The sequence below is a fragment of the Tengunoibacter tsumagoiensis genome, assembly GCF_003967535.1.
Classification (GTDB): domain Bacteria; phylum Chloroflexota; class Ktedonobacteria; order Ktedonobacterales; family Ktedonobacteraceae; genus Tengunoibacter; species Tengunoibacter tsumagoiensis.
The window spans coordinates 4744754-4764407 of record NZ_BIFR01000001.1 but is presented as its reverse complement, the minus strand read 5'-3'; the positions used below and the strand labels follow the sequence as shown (position 1 = coordinate 4764407).

The 19654-nt window shown below is 50.0% G+C and carries 11 protein-coding genes; 9 read left to right on the top strand and 2 right to left on the bottom strand.

Translation table 11 applies throughout. The annotated features are described in order from the left end of the window. Positions 1-40: 40 nt before the first annotated feature. Positions 41-2236, bottom strand: coding sequence for a hypothetical protein (locus EL628_RS30550; protein WP_245994152.1), 2196 nt, complete (start codon positions 2234-2236; stop codon positions 41-43). A 511-nt stretch (positions 2237-2747) separates the two neighbouring features. On the opposite strand from EL628_RS30550, the gene EL628_RS18600 reads away from it, so the two are divergent. The 8 genes from EL628_RS18600 to EL628_RS18565 all read left to right on the top strand — a co-directional run bounded on the left by EL628_RS18600 (position 2748) and on the right by EL628_RS18565 (position 14474). Further along, positions 2748-3587, top strand: coding sequence for an SAM hydrolase/SAM-dependent halogenase family protein (locus EL628_RS18600; RefSeq protein WP_161975599.1), 840 nt, complete (start codon positions 2748-2750; stop codon positions 3585-3587). 474 nt (positions 3588-4061) lie between these two features. After that, entirely contained in the window at positions 4062-4226 is a 165-nt protein-coding gene (locus tag EL628_RS29900; protein ID WP_161975598.1) for a hypothetical protein, read from the top strand. 189 nt (positions 4227-4415) lie between these two features. Beyond that, complete coding sequence (locus EL628_RS29895) at positions 4416-7637, top strand: LAGLIDADG family homing endonuclease (protein WP_245994150.1); 3222 nt, start codon at positions 4416-4418, stop codon at positions 7635-7637. 115 nt (positions 7638-7752) lie between these two features. After that, the gene (gene yhbH / locus EL628_RS18585; RefSeq protein ID WP_126581407.1) at positions 7753-8895 is read left to right on the top strand and encodes a sporulation protein YhbH; all 1143 of its coding nucleotides are present in this window, start codon (positions 7753-7755) and stop codon (positions 8893-8895) included. An 18-nt stretch (positions 8896-8913) separates the two neighbouring features. Further along, entirely contained in the window at positions 8914-10362 is a 1449-nt protein-coding gene (locus EL628_RS18580; RefSeq protein ID WP_126581406.1) for a SpoVR family protein, read from the top strand. A 206-nt stretch (positions 10363-10568) separates the two neighbouring features. Continuing rightward, positions 10569-11945 (top strand): hypothetical protein, encoded by a 1377-nt coding sequence (locus EL628_RS18575; RefSeq protein WP_126581405.1) that lies wholly within the window; start codon positions 10569-10571, stop codon positions 11943-11945. An 84-nt stretch (positions 11946-12029) separates the two neighbouring features. Further along, a complete protein-coding gene (gene prmC, locus EL628_RS18570) occupies positions 12030-12896 on the top strand; it encodes a peptide chain release factor N(5)-glutamine methyltransferase (protein ID WP_161975597.1) in 867 nt (288 codons plus the stop codon). 228 nt (positions 12897-13124) lie between these two features. Then, on the top strand, positions 13125-14474 hold the full coding sequence (locus EL628_RS18565) for an MraY family glycosyltransferase (protein WP_126581403.1): 1350 nt from the start codon (positions 13125-13127) through the stop codon (positions 14472-14474). Here EL628_RS18565 and uvrA read toward each other — a convergent pair. Beyond that, positions 14404-17601 carry an excinuclease ABC subunit UvrA gene (gene uvrA, locus EL628_RS18560; RefSeq protein ID WP_126581402.1) on the bottom strand — a complete coding sequence of 1066 codons (3198 nt, stop codon included), beginning with the start codon at positions 17599-17601 and terminating at the stop codon, positions 14404-14406. The genes EL628_RS18565 and uvrA overlap by 71 nt on opposite strands. 509 nt (positions 17602-18110) lie before the next feature. Here uvrA and EL628_RS18555 point away from each other — a divergent pair. Next, positions 18111-19535: an ADP-ribosylglycohydrolase family protein gene (locus tag EL628_RS18555; RefSeq protein ID WP_126581401.1), complete on the top strand. Its 1425-nt coding sequence runs from the start codon at positions 18111-18113 to the stop codon at positions 19533-19535. Positions 19536-19654 lie beyond the last annotated feature (119 nt).

Sequence of the window (19654 nt, the reverse complement as noted above, 5' to 3'; positions counted from 1 at the left end):
CTCTGAGCGCCAATGTCTGTCTATCTATGTTTGTGAAGACCTAATTCTGGATGCTTGCGCGAACCTCGCGGAGCTGTTCGGGGGTCAGTATGCGGAAAAGGATCAGGAGATTCTCCAGATCATATTCCAGGCCAATTGCATGGAGCTCCTGACGAATGCGTCCAAGAGCGCTCACCTGATTGGTCGTGATCAAGCCAAAGCTAACCAGGCTGGCAGCCAGGAGCTGATCGGGAGTTAATAATTTAAACATAAGCAAAATCTCACCCAACTGATAATTCAAATCCACACCACGTAGCATACGCTGAATATTTTGTGCGACCTCCAGGCGATCTTGAGGGACCAGATGTCCATCTAAGAGAACATTGCCCAGAGAGCGTGTGGCCCTCCCATTGAGCACCTGAGGCTGTACTTCCTGTTGTTTTGGTAGATCGGCTATTGCCGGGAAGCTCTGGACGATATCAAGGAGGAGAGCGTGATTGGCTCCCATCTGTCCCTCGAGCATCTCTTCTTGTTTTCGTGTTAGTCGAATTTCGTCTTGCCAGTTATAGCTACTCTTCTCCTTCCCACTCTCTCCATTTCCTGATTGAGCCTGCTGCTGGATAGTCTCTTTGCGAAGTTCCTCTTGTCTTCGTGTGTTAGATTGAGCTTCTGAAGACGGCATTGTTCTAGGTTGCGGCGTTGCCTGTGCATTCTGCTGTGCGGCTGGCCCCTGTACAGGCGGGGGCGTCGCGATTGAGGCCAGTGGTGGCATCGCTGCCGATGGCTGCTGCCCTGTCGATTGTCCATAATTGGTTCGTGTGAGCACATCGGGCCGCCTGGGGCTCTCCGAATTGGGGAGATTTGTACCACTGACTGCATTGCCTCCACGCTCATTGGGTAGGCCTTGAATGGGAGAGGCGCGGAGTGGTTGTTCGCTGATTGTCTCATTGGCCGGAACTGGACGGGGCAATGGAGCGGATGTAGGCACAATATAGCTCACAGGCGCGGGGGGAGCTGCCTGCTGACGTTCATGTTCAGGGAGGACACGAGCAATAGGTGCTGGTGGGATGTTGATTTCGGCTGGCCCCCCTTGAACTGCGTGACCTCCTTGAGAAACACCTGGGCGGTGATACTCATCTGATAATTGGTAATTTGTACCAGAGTTGCCCGAACGTTTGAGGGGCGTCTCTGCTGGCTGGTATGTTTGTGGTTGAGAGCGATAATGAGCCTGGGGAGCGCGCATCTGAGGCGGCTCGACCTGATTTTGTGCGACAGCCTCTGTCGAGGGTTCAAGCGTATTTGAATGATAGCCCTGAGCCATGCGTGAGAGCTTGGCGAGACTAGATTCACTGCCATCGCCATTAATCTGGCCAGCAGCCAGGCGATGGAGAACAGTATTCTCAGAAGCAGGCTGAGAGGCTATGGGGGCAGCTGGAGGGCTTGCAGGCTCTGGCTGGGTATGTGTAAATGAAGTTGCGCTTGTCTGATTACTCCAGGCACGTTGATTGGGATAGAGGACTGCACGAATTTTATCGGTATATGTAGGTTGAGCCTCCTGTGGGGGAGCAGCAGGTGAAAAGCTCGGAGGGAAGGCGGTTGTCTGATTGTTGACTGGTAGAGCTGGCATTGGAGCGGTATTCATTCGGCCCTCAGCAGTCACAGCGGTTCGATAGCCAGTATTGCTATTGAGCATATTAGCTGGAGAACTTCCCAATGGAGTAATGGAAGACGGTGACTGAGATCGTGGAGATGAAGAGGATGGAGGGAGATTAACGCCAGGAAGAGGACCAGATGTTGTCGGCATCTTTTGCATGCGGGGCATGGTCGAGATTGTTTCCAGTGGGCCACTGGCACTACTCGTGCCAGGGACGCGAGCGCGTACCGCATCGACCAGGCTCATCAGGCCGAGCATCCCATCGATCTCCATATCGGCAACAGTATTTTGAGCATGGTCGTCCAGATCACGAGGACCATAGCCAGCTAGATTCGTACAGCGAAACGTAAAGACCTGCACCTTACGATCTCGTCGTTGTCCATCCAATGCGACCCAGAACTCGCGACGTGCAGTTGCAGCCTGTGCGAGATTCACGAGTACCAGCTGCACAGAATAGCGTGCAATCGCGTCAAAAACCTCGACTGCAGTGCGGGCGGTATGGCATTCATAGCCAGCTAATTGGAGCTCGCTGATGAGAAGCGCCGCCAGTTGTTGATCTCGCTCAAAAAGAAGAATATGTGGTCCACCTGTGCTGATGTTCATCCTGCATCACTCCGCTTGCTGACCGTTTATTGACTGTTCTATTAGGGAGGGGCACATCCCCTGTGATCAAACACATATAGTACTGTTCATCGTGGAAATGGCGCATGGTAATAACCTGGCAAAACCTCGAAGAGTTGGGGTTGTACATACAATACGAGGGCTTTTTGCCATCCCACCCTTGTTGGCGTATTGTTCCTCTGGCACTTCCATCAAAAGCCGAGTACAATCTTGATACAATAGTAGCAGGCTCGGGTCAGTACTATAAACAAGCTAGCAATAGCTTCTGATAGTGGTCTTAAGAACCTTGTTACCTTGCTTCAAGCCATATCTCTGTTCGGGGCTAGTATAGCATACATCTCTAGCAAAGTCCTAATAATCAGGTTGTTTATGTGACTATTGAGGCATGCAGGACTGTAGATGTGGAGAATTTTGCTGCTTATAACCTGGCAAGACAGTCGTATCAACCATTTCAGGCATGGTGAGAGCGATATGGAGAGAGGACTATTATCCTATGCATCAAAATAGTTCATTGTGTTCCCCATCAGGAGTGATTGCCCTCCTGACAGACTTTGGGGTAACCGATCCTTATGTTGGAGTGATGAAAGGGGTGGTTCTGCGTCTTGCTCCTCAGGTGCAGTGTCTGGATCTGACCCATGGAGTTGCCCCCCAACAGATTCGACAGGGGGCCTGGCTGCTAGAGACAAGCTATCGGTATTTTGCGCCGGGAACGATCTTTACCTGTGTCGTTGATCCAGGTGTGGGGAGTCAGCGCCATCCGATTGCTTTTGCAGCGGGAGAATGGTATTTTGTGGGGCCTGACAATGGGATGTTTAGCGCTATCCTGCGCGATCAGCCTGTACACGCGGTTGTTGCCCTGAGCAATCCAGACTATTGCTTACCTCAGATAAGTGCCACCTTTCAAGGGCGAGATATCTTTGCGCCCATCTCAGCCCATCTTGCCAATGGAGTCCCTCTGGCCGAATTTGGGCCATCATTACAGGCCAGCGACCTGCAACGTCTCCCCTTAGAGCCGGGCCAATACGATGGGCGCATCGAAGGCCAGATTGTGCATTGCGATCACTTTGGAAATCTCATCACCGATATCCCTGCGGACCTTGTGCCCAATCTCATGGCCAGGACCCCGGATGCTTCAATGCAGCTTGTCTTGCCTGTGCAGGGAATAGCTGTTGCCGAGCGTCGAAGCTATTTTGCAGAACGCGACGCATCGCCACATCCTTTCTACTACCTGGATAGTTCCGGGTATATCGGCATAGCGGTCCAGAATGGAAATGCGGCGAGCCAATTGGGTGTACAGATGGGTGATAGCGTTTTTGTGCTTTGTCAAGCTTAAAATTGTTCTGTATCGCTATTCCACTTGCCCTCTCAAGACCCTACCCAACTATTGTTCTTCTGACGTCTAGGTACTGGTATCCTGCGCTGCATCATTCCATTTCACTGTAGACCAGAAGGGCATGAAAGCAGGAACAGAGCCAGATGGAAGCATTGTGCCAGAGAAAGAATGGTTAGATATGAGCACATCATTTTTCCCTCCGATAGAATAAGAATAGGAAGACGCATGTGATTTTTGTGCAAGATAATTTCTGCTTGTCTAATCATTTGAACAAGCAAAGAGAATGAGGAGCTACTCCCTCTTAACTTTGGGCTAGAAATATGGTATAATGTGCGTATACCCTTATTGGTATGATGGGCTTAGTGTCACAAGAGTAATTGTCAAGAAAGTGAAAGACGAATACTTTTTGGGCGCTGAAGGTGTCGCAAGAGCGTATCATATGCGCACAATGAAGAGTGGAGGGGCATCGCAGAGATGCATCTCACACCGATTTCCTGGCAGGCCAATGATTGGGTCGCCAAAGCGTATCTCAATAGCCTCACAAATGTAGAAAGGGCAGATTCTCTCGCGGATTGTGTCGAGCAGGAATCGGCCCCTTTTGTTCATCTGGCACTATCGTGGTTGGGTGGATGTCATTGAAAGTTTAAGGACAGGGTTGTTCTTCCTGGGCTGATATCATTGATGCTTCCTGATCGTGAAGTGCGTTGCTGAGTCGTCGAACGTAGCATCAGTTGAAGAGTGTAGTGCATAACATACCTTTCCCTACTGAGGGGGTAGCGGAGATAACCGTTATTTATGCGCTATTAGTCATAACAGAGAGGATGAACTATGGATCTGGTGAAGCGGTTAGAGGAATATCGAGATCGTGAGCGCGAACTTTTGTGGGAAGGCACCTTCGCGCAATACTTCGAGATTGCGTGCAAGAAACCAGAGGTAGCTCAACTTTCTCACGAACGCATTTATCAAATGATTATGGACGCGGGTGTTGAGACGACCCGGACTGGCGAGCCCCGCTATAAGTTTTTTTCCCAGGAAATCTTTGGCATTGAGAAGCCGCTTCAGCAGATTGTTGACTACTTCCACTCTGCGGCTCAGCGTCTGGAAGTACGAAAGCGTGTCTTGCTGCTGATGGGGCCGGTTGGTGGTGGTAAGTCGACGATTGTGTACTTGCTCAAGCGAGGCCTGGAAGCCTATAGCCGAACCCCCCAGGGGGCGATCTATGCGATTACGGATTGCCCTATGCATGAAGATCCTCTGCACTTGATTCCTCATGAATTGCGCTCGGATGTAGAAAAAGAATTTGGGCTGTATATTGAAGGCGATCTGTGTCCTCATTGTCGTTTTATAGTCGATAATCAGTTCCGAGGTCGGATTGAAGAGATTCCTGTCAAGCGTATCACGTTTAGCGAGAAGTATCGCGTTGGCGTAGGAACATTCACACCCTCCGATCCCAAAAGCCAGGATATCAGCGAGCTCGTAGGCGGTATTGACCTCTCTACCATTGGTGAGATTGGCGTTGAGAGCGATCCCCGCGCCTACCGCTTCGATGGCGAACTTAACATCGCTAACCGAGGGGTGATGGAATTTGTCGAAATGCTCAAGTGTATGAGCGGTGATTCTCTCATCTTCACGCATAAGGGAATTGTGCGATTGGATTCATTGGCACAGGCTGAGCATCCCGTTGGTGAATCCCGCGAGTTAGAGTTACAGCTTGCTAGTAGCACAGGGGTAGAAACGGCGACGCACATCTATCGTTCAGGCCTGAACCAGACGAAGCGTATTACGACGCGACGTGGTTTTGTGCAAGAAGGGACTGCTGAACATCGCATCTCAGTGGTGAACAAGGACGGGGTTATTGTCTGGAAGCGGCATGATGAGTTGCAGGTTGGAGATTGGGCGGTGCTGCAAAAAGGGCAGAATATGTGGGGTCAGGATGTGGTATTCAATTGGCAGCCTGGCACCTCTCAACCGGCCCAGAGCATTAGCATGCCAGAGCAGATGACGCCAGAACTGGCGCGCTGGTTGGGATATCTCATTGCTCATGGAGATGTCAGCCCTGACGGCACGATTCGTCTGGCTACTGGAGAAGAAGAGCTTCAGCTGGATTATATTCAATTGACAAAGAGCCTGTTTGGTCTTACTCCTCATCAGCATCCTGTTGGCGTGGAGATACAGAGTGCGGCTCTTGTTGATTTCGTATGCTCGATTGGCTTGAAGACTGGCACCGTTGAGAAAGAGCTTCCCTGGTCTGTCTTACAATCGTCGCGTGCTTCTGTCCTGGAATTCCTCGCTGGCTACTTTGCTGGTGCTGGCACTGTTAATCTCAGCAGTCGGCTCTCATGGAGTACTGCTTCTGAGACACTGGCGAAGCAGCTTCAGATCCTGCTGGTGAACCTTGGAGTGGTGACGCGCCGTATGCAGACTCAGAGCCGTTCAACTGAGACCAGCTGGAATGTGACGGTGAGTGGTGCAGATGCTGACCTGCTGGCTTCGCAGATGCGCCTGTTGCCTCAGCACAAGCTTGTGGCCTATCAGAAAGGTGTATCAACAGAGCAGCGCTCTGGTCGTGCTGATCTGATTCCCAACACAATGGGCTATTGGGTCGCTCTCTCGGAAGAGCTTCAGCGGACAGTTCTGGCGTCAGCTACGGCTGTTGGCAGCTCGGACGTTCAGGTGCGAGAGGGCATCTTAGGGGATCACCTGCACAGCCTGAGTACCGCCACCACTCCCTGCACGCGCGCGATGGCCACGAATGTGCTGCATAAGCTTGAGGGATGGGTCGAACCACCTCCGGGCTTAAGTGTTCTGCTCAATCCATCTCAGTTCTATGATGAGATTGTTTCGATTGAGGAGAGCGAGGCTGAGTGCTGGGATCTCCACGTGCCGGGCTCTAATACGTACATCTCCAATGGTATCGTCAATCATAACTGTGATGAGAAGTTCTTGTATGTGTTGCTGACACTGAGCCAGGAACAGAACATCAAGACCGGGCGCTTTAGCATGATCTACGCCGACGAAGTTGTGGTCAGCCATACCAACGAGCATGAGTATCAATCCTTTGTCGGGAATAAGAAATCTGAAGCGCTGCAAGACCGCATCATTCTCGCCAAGGTTCCCTATAACCTGCGCGTCTCTGATGAGGTCAAGATCTATGAGAAGCTGCTGAAGCAGAGCTCATTGCAGAGTGTGCATATCGCTCCTTATACCCTGCGCATCGCCAGTATCTTCGCTATCTTAACGCGCCTTGAGGCCTCCAAGAAGGCAGGCATGAGCCTGATGAAGAAGCTTAAGGTCTATGATGGTGAGGATATGGAAGACGTGAAGCAGAAGGATGTACGTGAGTTACAGGATGAGGCTATACGTGAGGGGATGGATGGTATCTCGCCGCGGTATGTCATTAACCGCCTTTCAAACGCGCTCATTAAGCAGAACGTAACCTGCATCAATCCGATTGATGCCCTGCGTGCACTCCGTGATGGCTTAGATCAACATACCAGCATCACACGCGAAGAGCGTGAACGCTATCTTAATTTCATCAGCGAGGCCCGCAAAGAGTACGACGAGATAGCACGCAAAGAGGTTCAGCGAGCCTTTGTCTATTCGTACGAAGAGTCCGCCCGGACCATGTTGAATAACTACCTTGATAATGTTGAATCGTATTGCAACAAGACCAAGCTGCGCGATCCCATTACAGATGAAGAGGTCGAGCCCGACGAGCACCTGATGCGCTCAATTGAAGAGCAGATTGGGGTCTCCGAAAACGCCAAACGGCCCTTCCGTGAAGAGATTTTAATCCGTATCTCATCATTGGCTCGTAAAGGACAGTCATTTGACTACACCAGTCACGAGCGTCTGAAAGAAGCGATCGAGAAGAAACTGTTTGCGGACCTGCGCGATGTCGTAAAGATCACCACTTCCACACGCACACCTGATAAAGAGCAGCTGCGCAAGATTAACGAAGTTGTTGATCGTCTCATGTCCGAACATGGCTACTGCCACGTCTGTGCAAATGAGATTCTGCGCTATACAGGGAGCCTCTTGAATCGATAATGCAGCTCCAAGCAGGATACGTATGATCAGCGTGAGACGGCCCGTCTAGCTCTGCCCCCAGGACTAGCGGGCCGCTCCTATCCTCTCATTTGATGAGATGAAAGGACCATGATCAATGTCTGTCTCTCAACATGATTGGTCGCTGCACCGCAAAGGGCAGATCGATCAAGAGCGCCATAAAGAAAAAATCCGCGAGGCGGTCAAGAAGAATCTGGGCGAGATCGTCAGTGAGGAGAGCATTATCCTCTCTGATGGCAAGAAGAGCGTCCGAATTCCCATCCGCTCGCTGGAAGAATATAGTTTCCGCTATGACTTTGGCCGGCAACAGCATGGTGGGCAGGGGAATGGGAAGAGCAAAGTTGGGGATGTCGTGGCCCAGGAGCCCAAGCAAGGTAAAGGTAAAAAGGGTGATGCTGGCAAGGAGAGCGGATACGATTACTATGAGGCCGAGATCACCATGGAGGAATTATCGGCACTCATCTTCGAGGATCTTGGTCTGCCGAATCTGGAGCAGAAGCGCCAGCAGGAGATGCAGACGGAGGCCGTTCGGTTTACCGATGTGCGCAAAAAAGGCCCGATGAATAATCTGGATAAAAAACGCACGATCATCGAGAATATGAAGCGCAATGCAGCGAAAGGAGATGCCAAATTCAAGGACATCAAATCGGAAGATCTGCGCTTCAAAGTCTGGGAGCCGACGATCAAGTATCAGTCCAACGCTGTCGTCATCGCCATGATGGATATCTCTGGCTCGATGGGCGAATTTGAGAAGTATATTGCTCGCAGCTTCTACTTCTGGATGGTACGGTTTCTGCGCACAAAATATAACAATGTGCAGATTGTCTTTATCAGCCACCATACCGAAGCCAAAGAGGTCACCGAGGACGAATTCTTCCATAAGGGCGAGAGTGGTGGGACGCAGGTCTCATCGGCCTATGAGCTGGCGCTACAGATTATTAAAGAGCGCTTTAATCCCAACGACTGGAACATCTACCCCTTCCATTTCTCCGATGGAGACAACCTGCCCTGGGATAACGACCGCTGTGTCCAGCTGGTCAATAAATTGATGGAGCTGTGTAACATCTTCGGCTATGGTGAGATTCGCGAGGGCCATTATCGCTCTCCCAGTACATTAATGTCGGCATATAATAAGATCAACGATAAGAAGTTTACCGCCGTCACGATCTCGGATAAGAAAGAGGTGTATCCTGCTCTGCGCAAGTTCTTTGCTCTACGCGATGCTGTGCCCAGTAAATAGGTATCAGGAGGTGGGAATATGACCATTTATGATGCTCAGAGTGAGATGGAACGTCTGCGCGATGGTATCGACGCTGCCTGGGAAGAGGCGCGTAAGTTTGGACTTGATCCCTTCCCGACCCATTTTGAGCTGGTCCCGGCAGCGATTATGTACGAATTTGCATCTTATAGTCTTCCTGGCCGCTTTAGCCATTGGACGCATGGCAAGGCCTATCATCGCCAGAAGATGCAGTATGATCTCGGGTTAAGCAAGATCTATGAGATGGTGGTCAATACCAATCCAAGTTACGCCTTTCTCATGGAGATGAACAATATGCTGCAAAACACCTTTGTAGCAGCCCATGTCTTTGGTCATACCGACTTTTTTAAGAATAACGCCTACTTTCAGCATACCTCGCGGCGCATGATTGATAAGGTCAGTATTCATGCCGAACGGATTGCCAAGTATGAATTTGACCATGGGAAGGCAGAGGTCGAGCGTTTTCTGGACTCTGTGCTCTCAATTCAAGAGCATGTGGACTATAATCTGCTCTTGCGCGAGAATGAGAACGATGCCACTGGCAAGAAAGCTGGTCCTCTGAGCAGTGAGTATGATGATCTCTGGGGCCTGGAAGAGAAGGCGAAGAAGGTCGAGGAGGAGCGCGATGCGCGCCCGGGCAAGCCACCAAAGTTTCCGGAGAAGCCTGAGAAGGATCTCCTTCTCTTCTTCCAACGCTACGCTCCTCATCTTCAGCCCTGGCAACGAGATCTATTAGAGATTGTCCATACAGAGATGCTCTACTTTGTGCCGCAGATGCAGACAAAGGTGATGAACGAAGGTTGGGCCAGTATCTGGCATTCACGAATTATGCGTCAATTAGGGGATAAGGACGTTATTACTGATTCAGAGACTGTGGAGTTTGCGCAACTGCACTCGAGCGTGCTAACGCCATCGCGAACCTCTCTGAACCCCTATTACCTGGGCTTTAAAATCTTTGAGGATATTGAACGGCGCTGGGATAGCCCCTCAACAGAGGAGCAGGAGCGGCTTGGACGCAAGCCAGGGATGGGGAGACAGAAGATCTTTGAGGTTCGTGAGATTGACAACGACGTTTCATTCCTGCGTAATTATCTGACGGAGGACCTGGTTAAAGATCTCGATCTCTATGTATACAAAAAAGAAGGTGATGATTGGGTCATTGCAGAGAAGAACTGGCAGAAAGTGCGCGATACTATCGTTGCGAACATGACCAATTTTGGGTACCCCTATCTGGTCGTAGAGAACGGTGATTATCGGGGCAATCGAGAGCTCTACCTCAAGCATCTGTTTGAAGGCCAGGAACTGGATCTGGGATATGCAGAGAAGACATTGCAACATGTGTACACTATCTGGGGCCGTCCAGTCCATTTGGAGACAATGTTTGACGGCAAACGTATTCTGCTGACCTATGACGGAGAGCGCAATAGCAAAAGTACGCTCGAAAAATAACATTTGTTTGCTAACAAGATTGGCACTGCAATGTTGGGCCCTTACGACTGAGAAGGTAGGGCTGGACACGACAGTGCCAATCTTGTTAGCAAATTTTTTTTTGTCCTAATCCTGATCATTCAATCTGAAATGGATGTATAGTATAAATACTTAATAGTTTTTCATACTGGAGATATGATGATGCCAAAAAGCGTAAAGGTAAGATAGTGAAAATCAAATGTACTGAAAGTAGAGAAATTGGTGTAAAAGAGGCAAAGATTCGTGCAGGGATTGAGATTGCTTTGATTCTGTTGGGTCTGTTGGAGATCTGGTTTCTGCTGCCACACCAGATTAGTGGAGATGGGACGGATCGCTGGCAGGATATGTCCAATCTGCTCTACCTGCACAAACTCTATGATCCTGGATCGCGCTATTCCCTTGTTGGCCCTTTATTTTCACTGCCACTCTGGATACTGGGGCACTCAGCGTCAAACTTTATCGATATGTATAATCCCTGCCTCTTTATTATCAGTTTAGGACTGGTTTATTTGCTCCTCAAAGATCGACTGGAGCCAGCGCTTCTGCGGAAATTTTTCCTGATCTTAATTGCAGCCTCTATGTTTCCTGCTCATCTCACCAATTATTATGGTGAGGTGTTCACAGCACTTTGCTTTGGATTTGGTGCCTTCGCATTGGTGTCGCGAACAACTCATTGGTTGGGCTGGAGCGCCATTGTATTGGCAGTTGTCAATACGCCAGCGACCGTAGGTGGACTCTGCCTCTTTCTGCTGAAATACATTATGGATCATAAGCGGCTACGATATATACTCTGTCTTGTCATCGTTGGCCTGCTGATCATGGGTGAATCCTGGCTGCGCCGTGGTAGCCCCTTGAATCAGGGGTATAGTGGAGATGCTGGTTTTCCGACAGTCATGCCCTATACAGGGATCTCCGGGTTCAGTTACCCGTTTTTCTTTGGGGTGCTCTCAATTCTCTTCTCTTTTGGAAAAGGCCTGTTCTTTTTTATGCCCGGATTATTGTTGCCAGTGAGAAAGACCCTTCTTCAGATACAGCAAGAGAAGCAGTATCCAATCTATCATGTGTATTTATGGTGGATGGGGTTTGTGATTGGACTGGTGCTCATCTATGCTCGCTGGTGGGCCTGGTATGGAGGCTTATTCTGGGGGCCGCGCTTCTTTTTAATGGCAGCAATCCCAGCCTCATTTGCACTGGCAGTTCGACTGCATAGGCGAGATGCTTCACTGTTTGTTCATCTGCTCACATTAGTCGTTCTCGGACTTTCTTGTTGGGTTGGTCTTGATGGAGCATTATGGGAGCAGGCAAGCTCACGTATTACTACATGTACTCAAAATAGCTATGCTCTCGAGTTTCTCTGTCATTATACGCCAGAATTTAGTGCCCTATGGTATCCTTTTGTCAAAGGATTTTCCATAGTTGGTCTACAATGGCTCGTTCTGCTCTATAGTCTCTGTCTGTTTCTTTACCTTGCTCAGCCTCTCTGCCTGACGATTGTGAAGCAGGTAGGAACGCCATGGCAGCAATTGAGTAGCGAGCATTTTAACCTGAAGGGCTGGCGGTTTTAACTTTCTGGTGAGGAATGTGCCAATTCCATCCCTCTTTTCGTTTGTATGGGTGAAGGTTCTTTAGAAGAAAGTGTATTGTGTCTAATGACGACGATTCGGGAGGCTTTAGAGCAGGGGAAAGCGCTTCTCACAGCGATGGAGCCGAGAAATGCTCGACTGGAGTCTCAGATTTTATTAGAGCATGTTTTAGGTGTCGAGCGGAGCATCTTATATGCATACCCTGAACGCCAGCTGGAGCAGGCTCAGTGGAAGCAGTATCAGGCTCTATTAGAGCGACGCCAGCAGAAAGAGCCGATTGCTTACCTCCTGGAGAGCCAGGAATTTTATAGCCTGGATTTTTTTGTTGATCGGCGTGTACTGATTCCCCGCCCCGAAACGGAGATCCTGGTTGAGAGCGCATTGCAGGCTATTCGCCAGCGTCTGTCCTCTGGAGTGGTCCCACTGGTAGCTGATATTGGAACGGGAAGTGGAGCTATCCCCATTACATTGGCCGTTGAAGAGCCACGCCTCTCATTGCTCTACGCGTGTGATATCTCGCCTGATGCTCTAGCAGTGGCGCGTGTGAATGCTCAGCGCCATCATGTGCTTGAGCGTGTGTGTTTTCTACAGGGAGATCTGATTGCGCCACTGCCCGAACCGGTTGATATTCTCTGTGCCAATCTTCCCTACGTTGGAACGGCAGAGATACCCGATCTAGAGTCCGATGTCTATGACTATGAGCCCCATCTTGCCCTGTTTAGTGGCCCAGATGGGCTAGGTCTAATACAGAAAATGTGCAAAGAGATCAAAGAATTTGGTACCCTGAGGGAAGGAGGAGAAATCTTCCTGGAGATCGGCTATCGACAGGGCGACGTGCTCACCCACCTTTTGCAGGAGATATGGCCTGCTGCACGTATCACTTGTCGTCAAGATTACGCCGGCTGGGATCGATTGATGCATGTGGCCATCTAGCTTTCATGTGTGAAAGGCATAGAGGCGGAACATGGTATGCCTGTCTTTTATTCTGTGTTGGTAATCCAGGCCGGCATGTATACCTGGGCGGGTAGATGCTGTCCAGAACGGTCGCTGGCTTTAACCAGAGCGTATAGTAAACATAACCGTGAACGTAGGAATCTCGAATAATCAATCTGGTTGGTTAAGATCAGCGCTGGTATAATTCATTACAGGGGGCATCTCTCTATGGTTTTTATGAGTGAAGTGCACACTCCATTACTGCTCTTTATCCCCACCTTTCTCTCTAACAATCTTGTAACCTTGCTGGTTGGTGGAGCGTGTGCCTGTCTGCTGTCTTATCTCTTCTGCCTATTGATTATCTATCTCTATCGCAAGTCCGGGTGGACGCGACCAGTTGAGCCGGGGCGTAAGCCTGATACCATTGCGCGCCTGGGTGGCGTTGGAATCTTCCTCTCATTTGTCTTCATGTCATTTGTGTTTTATCTTCCCCATCCTGATCTGCGCGTTTGTGGGCCGCAAAATTGCGAGCTCACCAGCTACTGGCTCTTCCTGGTGGCAGCCACCTTGATCGTCGCTGTGCACGCATATGATGATCTCAAACCGATGAAGCCGCTGCCTAAATTGCTGGCCCAGACCCTATCGGTCTTTATTGTGATGGGGCCTTATCTCAATGGTCGGTTTAACGGAGTACTTCTCTACGGTTTTAGCAATCCGTTTCAGGCGGCAGTCCAGAGTCCTGCCTTACCATGGTATCAGCACGATGTGGTGACATTAATCATTCATCAGCCAGTCATCAACCTGCTGGCGATTCCGGCAGTCCTTTTTACCTGGTTCTGGATGGTGGGGATGATGAATAGTTTGAATTGGATCGACGGAGTAGATGGGCTTGCGGGTGGTGTGGTTGTGATCACCAGTGCCTGTATTACCATTATTAGCTGGACGCTGCAACAGTATACTATTTCGATCCTGGCGGCATTATTTACCGGGGCAACGCTGGGTTTTCTGTTGCTCAACTGGAACCCTGCAAAGATCTTTATGGGTGATAGTGGCTCACAGTTTCTGGGACTGGGGCTGGCGGTCCTCTCCATTATTGGTGGGGCCAAGTTCGCTCTGGCATTAATGGTCATGGGCATTCCCATTATCAATATGGCCGTCGTCATTATCAACCGTATTCATCGGGGTCAGTCGCCCATGCAGTACGACCTCAGCCATCTGCACGATCGATTGAAATCAACCGGTTTAAATGCACGCCAGATCTGTTATATCTTTTATAGCTTTACCGCCATCTTTGGACTGATGGCTCTCTGGTTTGTGCATCTGTATAAATTTCTGGGGATCAGTATCGTTGTGCTCATGATGTCAGGGCTGGTAGTCTGGCTGGACCGCAATCAGAATCATGCGAGCAAGATACAGAATGGTGGAGGCGAGCCTCATCTGGAAGGAAAAAAAGGGAAGCGGGAACCCGAGTTCCAGGTTCCCACTTCCGAGTACAATCATGAGTTTACTAGAGTGACTCCACTGCCTGCTGCACCCTCTGCTGCTCCTGTGCTAGATGATGGGCCATTTCCTCACTAAACAGGCGTTTAAGGAAGTGGCCAGTATAGGAGCGAGGGTTCTCAGCCACTTCCTCGGGCGTCCCCTCTGCTACTACGCTTCCACCGGCATCGCCACCCTCTGGGCCCATATCGACAAGCCAGTCGGCGCTTTTAATGACATCCAGATTATGTTCGATCACCACAATGCTATTGCCTGCATCCACGAGGCGTTGCAGGACACTGAGCAAGCGATCCACATCAGCAAAATGGAGGCCAGTAGTTGGCTCATCCAGAATATACATGGTGCGACCTGTTGCCCGACGTGAGAGCTCAGTCGCCAGTTTGACGCGCTGGGCCTCGCCGCCTGAGAGCGTGGTGGCTGGCTGTCCAAGTCGCATATAGCCCAGACCCACATCAAAGAGCGTCTTCATCTTGCTATAGATGGAAGGGACATTCTCAAAGAAGCTCAGAGACTCCTCAACCGTCATATCCAGCACATCCGCGATAGTCTTGCCTTTATAATGAATCTCAAGGGCTTCTCGATTGTAACGTTTGCCCTGACAGACCTCACAGGGAACATAGACATCGGGAAGGAAGTTCATCTCGATCTTGACAATACCTTCGCCCTTACAGGCCTCACAGCGTCCACCTTTGACATTAAAAGAGAAGCGGCCAGGCATATAGCCACGGAGGCGAGACTCAGGCACCTGTGCAAACAGATCGCGAATAATGGTAAAGGCATTTGTATAGGTAGCTGGATTTGAGCGAGGGGTACGGCCAATCGGAGACTGATCGATATCGATCACCTTATCCAGGTATTCTAGCCCTTCAATCGTATCGTGAGCACCAGGCTTCTCGTGAGCGCGGAAAAACGTCTGAGAGAGCTTGCGATACAGAATATCCGTGATCAACGTACTCTTGCCAGAGCCTGAGACACCCGTAATTGCGACAAACTTGCCCAGCGGGATCTCGACATCCACCTGTTTCAGGTTGTTCTCACGAGCGCCACGGATCACCAACGAATTTCCGTTCCCCTGGCGTCGTTCTTGTGGCGTTACCACAAACTTTCGTCGCGACAGGTAGTCACCCGTCAGCGAATTGAGATTAGCAACAATCTCATCATAGGTCCCTTCAGCAACCACATGTCCGCCGTGTTCACCAGCTCCCGGCCCAATATCGATGATATGGTCCGCTGCTCGCATGGTATCTTCATCATGCTCGACCACTAGAAGCGTATTACCGAGATTGCGCAGCCGTTCGAGCGTATGGATCAAGCGTTCATTGTCGCGTTGATGCAGACCAATGCTTGGCTCATCGAGAATATAGAGCACGCCCATCAGGCCCGAGCCAATCTGAGTTGCCAGACGAATACGCTGAGCCTCGCCGCCGGAGAGGGTCGCCGCAGTTCGATCCAGGGTCAGATAGTCAAGACCCACATCGATCAGGAACTGGAGGCGAGCTCGAATCTCTTTAAGAATCTGGCGTGCAATAAAGCGTTCACGTGCACTAAGATGAGTTAAGACCAGCGGGTCAGAGAGCCGGATCTTCTGCAATGGATCACCAAGGAGCGAGCCATTCTGTTTCGGCTCCTTTTTCTTCCCTTTGCCTGTAGAAATTGTGGCTGGTTCGTGGGTCACGACAGGCGCGACCTCTGGTGTTTCGGCCTCTAATTCCTCGAAGAAGCGTTGAGCGCGATTAATGGGAAGCTGAGTAACCTGAACAATATTGCGACCTGCAACAGTGACAGCTAAAGCTTCGGGTTTGAGGCGTGCACCATGGCAATCTGGACAGAGGCGAGCCGACATAAAGCCCTCGATCTCCTCACGGACCCCTTCGCTTTCGGTCTGTTGATAGCGTTTGGCCAGACTGGGGATGACCCCTTCAAAATTTGTGTTGTACGTGCGCGTATTGCCATGTTGTGGCGTATAGCGGATCGCGAGCGGCTCATCAACGCCGTAGAGAATCTTCTTCTGGATCTCCTTGCTGAGCTCACGCCAGGGAGTATTGAGATTCACATCATAGCGTTTGGAGAGCGCCTCCATTGTCGCCTGATGCCACTGGCTGCCGCTGATCATCTTACTCCAGGGAGCAATTGCCCCTTGTAGGATACTCAAGTCCCCATTGGTCACAACCAGATCAGCATCAATCTCTTGCTGCGTGCCCAGGCCAGTGCAGGTTGGACAGGCACCATGAGGGCTATTGAAGCTAAACGTGCGTGGGGCAATCTCAGGAAGACTGATATTACAGTAGACGCAGGCAGCTTTCTCAGAGAAAAGAATCTCTTCCCCATCCACAACTGCTACCAGTACCACTCCATTGCCTAGTTTTAACGTCGTTTCGAGCGAATCTGAGACGCGCTGACGGAAGGCCTGATCGACCTCTTCATGCGCAATCGCTGGTAAGGTGGGTTCTGCCAGACCCTCTTCGTCAAGATGGGGCTCTCTGGCTGCATTCACCTCATAGAGAGCGGGCCGCTCAGCTACTTTTAGCCCGGTGGTGCCATTTTGCGACCCATCTTCATGCGCTTTTTTGCGAATGACCAGACGATCCACCACCGCCTCAATCGTATGTTTCTTTTGTTTATCAAGCTCAATCTCATCGCTGAGATCAACGATCTTGCCATCGACGCGCATACGGACATACCCGGAGCGGCGCATCTCCTCAAACACATTCTTGTATTCGCCCTTGCGGCCTTGAACGAGCGGGGCAAGGAGAAGAATGCGAGACCCCTCAGGGAGGCTGAGAACGGCATCGACAATCTGTTGGAGCGTCTGTTGACTGACCTCGCGGCCACATTGTGGACAATGGGCATGACCGACGCGCGCATAGAGGAGACGAAGATAGTCGTAGATCTCCGTGACGGTGCCAACGCTCGAACGGGGATTATGAGACGTCCCTTTCTGGTCAATCGAGATCGCAGGCGACAGCCCATCGATATGCTCCACATCGGGCTTATCCATTTTATCCAGGAACTGCCGCGCATAGGCTGAGAGGGATTCGACATAGCGGCGCTGACCTTCGGCAAAGATCGTATCGAAGGCCAGGCTACTTTTTCCGGAGCCTGAGAGTCCGGTGATCACAACCAGCTTGTCTCGTGGTATGGTGACATCAATATTTTTGAGATTGTGCTCACGAGCACCTCGTATCACAATTTTATCTTGGGGCATACATCAAACCAATCCGTCACTAAACATCGCAACTTTTAGCAGTAGTCCTGATGGCTCTGTTTGTTAGCACCTATTTGAGGATAATCTCTACTGATGCACTTTGTTGGGTACAAACAAACGTTCCACGTAACACTACTATACTTTTTATCTTGACGTCAAGAGGTCATAGGGGTAGGTAAAGAAAGGCCGGTCTCCCATTCTCAACGCTCTCGTCTCCATCAAACAATTTACTACCTTTTTCTTGTTCTTTATAGAGAGACTACAATTTTTCTTGTTCTTTAGAGAGGCCAATAGAGAGACTACAATTTTTCTTGTTCTTTAGAGAGGCCAATAGAGAGACCATCATAGAAAGAGAACACCAAAAAGGGAAAACTTATTTCTCTTAGAGGGGAGAGCTATGAAAAATGGGTTATGATATCTGTTCTCCAAAAACGTAATCTGTCTTGACTCTCCAGGTGAGATCAGGCATATTTTAAATGGAATACTGACTAGAAAAGGATCAATAGAGAATGACTGTTCAATTGCATGATCGCTTTCAAGGCGCACTCCTGTACAGCGCAGTAGGTGATGCACTTGGTTGGCCAACTGAATCTGTCTATACCTATGCTAATCGAGGATTGCAGCCATTTTATGACCAGCCTGCAACTGAATTTGTGGCCTGGGATAAGTATCTACAAGACGTGAGTGGCTATAGAGAACCAGTGCGTACGGGCGAATATTCTGATGATACGCAACTGGCTCTGGCTGTTGCTCGCAGTATTCGTGCAGATGGGCAGTTTGCAGCAGCAGCATTTGCATATGCTGAGCTTCCCCTCTGGCTTCAGTATGTGCGTGGTGGTGGGAAACGATCTAAGACTGCTGCGCGGCTCTATCTCCGTAAAAATGTGTTGTGGGAACATAATTTTTATAAGACGCCCATTGTTGATTATACACAGATACAGACTAATGGTCCGGTTGTGAGGAACCTTTCTATTGCTTTAGCCAATGCGGGCGATGAAGAGGCGATTATTAAAAATTCATTTGTGAATGCCATTGTGACTCATGGGCATCCTCGGGCGCTCCTGGGGACAATATTATATGGTTTAGCTATTAATTATACCCTTACATCTGAGCAGAATAGTTCTCTGAAAACGAAGCTGATTGAGTATCTTCTAGATTGGATGCCCCGATGCCTGCCTCTATTGACCAGCTTTGACATAGCTCAGGATTGGATCGCTTGTTGGGAAGAACAGAGTAAGAGCTCTTTTCAGGATACCCTCCACAAAGCCCAACAGGAGGCGGGACAATATCTGGAGCGTATCGCCAGTACCTCTCATTATCTGGCATATTATCGCTTTATTGGGGCTCGCTATCCACTGGCAAATTGGGCTTCGGGTCTTTCGACCGTTTGTGCAGCGCTCTACCTCTTCTTGCACAATCTGGATGAGCCTGTCAGGTCTGTCGTCACCGCAGCCGATACCTTTGGCAGCGATACGGATACGATTGCAGCATGTGTGGGGGCTCTTCAAGGGGCCTATCATGGTCTGCATGCGGCAGAGCTGCCAGAGAACCTGTTGCAGACGGTGCAGGACCGTGAGTATATTTTACAGATGGCTGAGCGGCTGTATCATATTAAGCAACGGTGTGCGTCCACATCCTTCTCGTCTCTGGAAGGAGATCGTGAGACCCTTGCCCGGAAGATTTTAGACTGGGAAGAGCAATATTACCTGCCCCTCTGTCACGATCAACAGCTTCTACCCATCATTCATCATCCAATTTTAGGAGAAGGAACGGTATTGGAGCAGAGCGAGCAGCATCTGTCCCAGGCCGGTCTGCATATTAAGCTTATACGGGTCCAGTTTGCTCATGGACCATCATGCCTGTTTCGAGCGACAAGAGATAATCAAGGCGAGATAGTAGAGAGCCTGCGGAAAGAACTGATCTTAGAAGTATAAACAAAAGAGGCCGTTCAGGTTGTATCTGCATGATACAAAAGGTATTTTTGTTTCTCCTATGCTACAGTTGTTGTGACAGGAGCGAAGAGCACCCTCTTTGCAACGCGGGGGCTATTGTT

Bases quoted from the DNA above. Each gene is read 5' to 3' on its own strand.
- EL628_RS30550 (WP_245994152.1), bottom strand. From the start codon at position 2,236: ATGAACATCAGCACAGGTGGACCACATATTCTTCTTTTTGAGCGAGAT.
- EL628_RS18555 (WP_126581401.1), top strand. From the start codon at position 18,111: ATGACTGTTCAATTGCATGATCGCTTTCAAGGCGCACTCCTGTACAGC.
- EL628_RS18600 (WP_161975599.1), top strand. From the start codon at position 2,748: ATGCATCAAAATAGTTCATTGTGTTCCCCATCAGGAGTGATTGCCCTC.
- EL628_RS29895 (WP_245994150.1), top strand. From the start codon at position 4,416: ATGGATCTGGTGAAGCGGTTAGAGGAATATCGAGATCGTGAGCGCGAA.
- prmC (WP_161975597.1), top strand. From the start codon at position 12,030: ATGACGACGATTCGGGAGGCTTTAGAGCAGGGGAAAGCGCTTCTCACA.
- uvrA (WP_126581402.1), bottom strand. From the start codon at position 17,601: ATGCCCCAAGATAAAATTGTGATACGAGGTGCTCGTGAGCACAATCTC.
- EL628_RS18580 (WP_126581406.1), top strand. From the start codon at position 8,914: ATGACCATTTATGATGCTCAGAGTGAGATGGAACGTCTGCGCGATGGT.
- yhbH (WP_126581407.1), top strand. From the start codon at position 7,753: ATGTCTGTCTCTCAACATGATTGGTCGCTGCACCGCAAAGGGCAGATC.
- EL628_RS29900 (WP_161975598.1), top strand. From the start codon at position 4,062: ATGCATCTCACACCGATTTCCTGGCAGGCCAATGATTGGGTCGCCAAA.
- EL628_RS18565 (WP_126581403.1), top strand. From the start codon at position 13,125: ATGGTTTTTATGAGTGAAGTGCACACTCCATTACTGCTCTTTATCCCC.